Genomic DNA, 4,020 nt, shown 5'->3' with positions numbered 1-4,020 from the left:
AATTGGATGATCTTATTCAAGATAATCGCTTAAATCGTGCAGATTGAATTATTCAGTTTATTTAATTAAAACCGTGAAACATTGATCAAAGAATAGGCGTGGAACGTGAATAGTCACAAAAAAGCCGTTCCAGTGCGCTGAATACTGGAACGGCTCAAAGTAAGATAATGATTTAGAAGGGATAAATCAAAGCATTTCGTATAAGGTGTATTATGTTAATTTTAGAAAATCTTCACTACTATTATTTTAAAATAAGCCTTATATCCAAGCATAAAACAAGGTTGTCTAGACTTCTTTTAACAGTAAAGTTATCATAAAACTGAATTTTATTTTTTAGGTAAGTTTATGCATTCTATCCGCATTCGTTAAGACACAACTATTTGCATAGTGACACTATTTTATAATGGTGGGCTTTTGTTGTGTCTTTAAGAATATATGCGGATATATAAAGTAAAAGTATGCTTAATTTATAAGTATGCTTTTAGTGCATAGTTTCCAGTTATAACTTAATTGACTAGCTATTTGTCCACCCTGTGGATGAATAGCTTTTTTTTTGGGAGGACACTGTGATGCTAGCTTTTGTTTTCACCTAAATCCTGTTTGCTGCATAAAAAATTTCAAGAGCTAAACAGGAGTAAATAAAAATGAGTTTAATTATTAAAGCGAGAAACATACGCTTGGATTATGCTGGGCGTGATGTTTTGGATATTGATGAATTGGAAATTCACTCTTATGACCGTATTGGTCTTGTGGGTGATAACGGAGCAGGAAAGAGTAGTTTACTCAAAGTACTTAATGGCGAAATTGTTTTAGCCGAAGCGACATTACAGCGTTTTGGTGATTTTGCACATATCAGCCAACTGGGCGGAATCGAAATAGAAACGGTCGAAGACCGGGCAATGTTATCTCGCCTTGGTGTTTCCAATGTACAAAACGACACAATGAGTGGCGGAGAGGAAACTCGTGCAAAAATTGCTGCCGCATTTTCCCAACAAGTACATGGCATTCTAGCGGATGAACCAACCAGCCACCTTGATCTCAATGGAATAGATCTACTTATTGGTCAACTTAAAGCATTTGATGGAGCATTACTTGTTATCAGTCATGACCGATATTTTCTTGATATGGTTGTAGACAAGATATGGGAGTTAAAAGACGGTAAAATTACGGAATATTGGGGTGGTTACTCGGATTACTTGCGTCAAAAAGAAGAAGAGCGACAACACCAAGCCGTAGAATATGAGCTGATGATGAAGGAACGGGAGCGATTAGAATCTGCTGTGCAAGAAAAACGCCAGCAAGCTAATCGATTAGACAATAAGAAAAAAGGAGAAAAATCCAAAAACTCTACCGAAAGTGCTGGACGACTTGGGCATGCAAAAATGACTGGCACCAAGCAAAGAAAACTGTATCAGGCAGCTAAGAGTATGGAAAAGCGTTTGGCTGCATTAGAAGATATTCAAGCACCAGAGCATTTGCGTTCTATTCGTTTTCGTCAAAGTTCAGCCCTAGAACTGCACAATAAGTTCCCGATTACGGCAGATGGTCTGAGCTTAAAATTTGGTAGCCGTACTATCTTTGATGACGCTAACTTTATAATACCGCTTGGCGCTAAAGTCGCTATAACTGGATCGAATGGAACAGGGAAAACGTCCTTGTTAAAAATGATATCAGAACGTGCTGATGGATTAACCATATCTCCAAAAGCTGAAATTGGCTACTTTACACAAACAGGATATAAATTTAACACGCATAAATCTGTGCTCTCCTTTATGCAGGAAGAGTGCGAGTACACAGTTGCGGAAATTCGTGCAGTATTGGCTTCAATGGGGATCGGAGCGAATGATATTCAAAAAAACTTATCCGACTTATCGGGAGGTGAAATCATCAAACTGCTTTTATCCAAAATGCTTTTAGGAAAATATAATATTTTGCTTATGGATGAACCAGGAAACTATCTTGACCTAAAAAGTATTGCCGCATTAGAAACAATGATGAAGTCCTATGCAGGAACTATTATCTTCGTATCTCATGACAAGCAATTGGTCGATAATATTGCTGACATTATCTACGAGATCAAAGACCACAAAATCATCAAGACTTTTGAGAGAGATTGTTAATGATAGCCAATCTAATCCGAACATTAATTATTGAACTCTTTAAAGGAAATTAAAAATGACAATTCAAGATATTCAATCACTTGCTGAAGCACACGGCTTGTTGCTTACGGACAAAATGAATTTCAATGAAATGGGCATTGATTTTAAGGTCGTTTTTGCTCTTGATACAAAGGGGCAACAATGGTTGCTGCGTATTCCTCGTCGTGATGGCATGAGGGAACAAATCAAGAAAGAAAAACGCATTTTAGAATTGGTAAAAAAACATCTTTCTGTAGAGGTTCCTGATTGGAGAATTTCATCTACAGAATTAGTGGCTTATCCCATACTTAAAGATAATCCTGTTTTAAATTTGGATGCTGAAACCTATGAAATAATTTGGAATATGGACAAAGATAGCCCGAAATACATAACATCTTTGGCAAAAACCTTATTTGAAATCCATAGTATTCCTGAAAAAGAAGTTCGGGAAAATGATTTGAAAATTATGAAACCTTCAGATTTAAGACCTGAAATAGCAAACAATTTGCAGTTAGTAAAATCTGAAATTGGTATAAGTGAGCAATTGGAAACCCGCTACAGAAAATGGTTGGATAATGATGTTCTATGGGCAGATTTCACCCAATTTATACATGGCGATTTATATGCTGGGCATGTACTAGCTTCAAAGGATGGAGCTGTTTCAGGCGTTATTGATTGGTCAACAGCCCATATAGATGACCCAGCGATTGATTTTGCTGGGCATGTAACTTTGTTTGGAGAAGAAAGCCTCAAAACTCTAATCATCGAGTATGAAAAACTAGGGGGTAAAGTTTGGAATAAACTATATGAACAGACTTTAGAAAGAGCAGCGGCCTCTCCTTTGATGTATGGTTTATTTGCCTTAGAAACTCAAAATGAAAGCCTTATCGTTGGAGCAAAAGCTCAGTTGGGAGTTATATAATTTAAAAATATGATTGCTGAGAACTGCCTTGTTTTGAAACTTGGTTGGCTTTAATTAGTTTTTAGTATTCTTTATAGAAAATGCCTCGATCAAGGGGCATTTCTAACAATCATTTAACATAAAATTTCTTATGTGAAGTAACCTGAATGCAGCGGTGCCCCATTGGGGGCGCGTTGAGATAAGCCTCTTTTAGATAACTTTAGCAACTCGATAGACAGTTGCAACTCCACAATTCACTGCTTTGGCAATTTCTTCCTTAGTCATATTGCCAACTACTAGCAATTCTTTTATTCGTTTATGTTTAGCCTCATTTGCCTTCTTGCCTGTTGGTTTGTAACCCGAACGTGCCAGGCCCTGCTTAATACGTTCTATACGTTTCTCATTGTCTAGGCGGGCCATTGTTGCCAGAAGATCAATCAACATATTGTTGATGAGTTCCAAGATTGAATGAGTAATGCTGTCACTGGTTTGAATCATTTGGTAGGTAGTAGGAAGATCTGCTACGACTAAACGAAGTCCCTTCTCCTGGATCCTGCGCTTCAGCTCTTGAAAATCTCGTTGGGTTAGGCGTGATAAGCGGTCAATACTTTCAACTAACAATGTGTCACCTTGATTTGCTTCTGACAGTAGCTTATTCAATTCAGGTCGGTCTAACTTCGTACCACTATAGTTTTCCACGTACACAATGGTTTCACCCAAATTCAAGTTTTGGTTTAGATCCTGAAGAATCTGCAAAGCCCTTTCTGCATCTTGATCTTTAGTTGAAGCTCGTAGATAAATACGTGTATTCATTTCTATCATTTAATCTTAATTCTATTAGATTAATGATAATACTATCATTTAATTATTGCATTAAGTCTAATGATAGATATTGTATGCGATTTGGCTCGCTATCATTCAGGTATAGTCTTTTGATAAAAAAAGCATGACTAAAAGCCATGCCTTGGGAATTCGTATAAC

General features: G+C 37.0%; 3 protein-coding genes. 2 read left to right on the top strand and 1 reads right to left on the bottom strand.

Annotated features, from left to right (window positions below):
- Positions 1 to 644 precede the first annotated feature (644 nt).
- A complete protein-coding gene (msr(E), locus tag AVJ19_RS20405; RefSeq protein WP_000052512.1) occupies positions 645 to 2,120 on the top strand; it encodes an ABC-F type ribosomal protection protein Msr(E) in 1,476 nt (491 codons plus the stop codon).
- A 55-nt stretch (positions 2,121 to 2,175) separates the two neighbouring features.
- The gene (locus tag AVJ19_RS20400; RefSeq protein WP_000155092.1) at positions 2,176 to 3,060 is read left to right on the top strand and encodes an Mph(E) family macrolide 2'-phosphotransferase; all 885 of its coding nucleotides are present in this window, start codon (positions 2,176 to 2,178) and stop codon (positions 3,058 to 3,060) included.
- 189 nt (positions 3,061 to 3,249) lie between these two features.
- On the opposite strand, the gene AVJ19_RS20395 is transcribed toward AVJ19_RS20400, so the two are convergent.
- On the bottom strand, positions 3,250 to 3,861 hold the full coding sequence (locus AVJ19_RS20395) for a recombinase family protein (protein ID WP_015060246.1): 612 nt from the start codon (positions 3,859 to 3,861) through the stop codon (positions 3,250 to 3,252).
- Positions 3,862 to 4,020 lie beyond the last annotated feature (159 nt).

Origin of the sequence: Acinetobacter sp. CFCC 10889 (assembly GCF_003268395.1) — a bacterium.
In the GTDB taxonomy this organism is placed as follows: domain Bacteria; phylum Pseudomonadota; class Gammaproteobacteria; order Pseudomonadales; family Moraxellaceae; genus Acinetobacter.
Note: the sequence above shows the minus strand (reverse complement) of the source record. Positions and strands in the feature narration are given on the sequence as shown.

Coding starts and splice junctions, on each gene's coding strand:
- AVJ19_RS20395 (WP_015060246.1), bottom strand. CDS start 3,861: ATGATAGAAATGAATACACGTATTTATCTACGAGCTTCAACTAAAGAT.
- AVJ19_RS20400 (WP_000155092.1), top strand. CDS start 2,176: ATGACAATTCAAGATATTCAATCACTTGCTGAAGCACACGGCTTGTTG.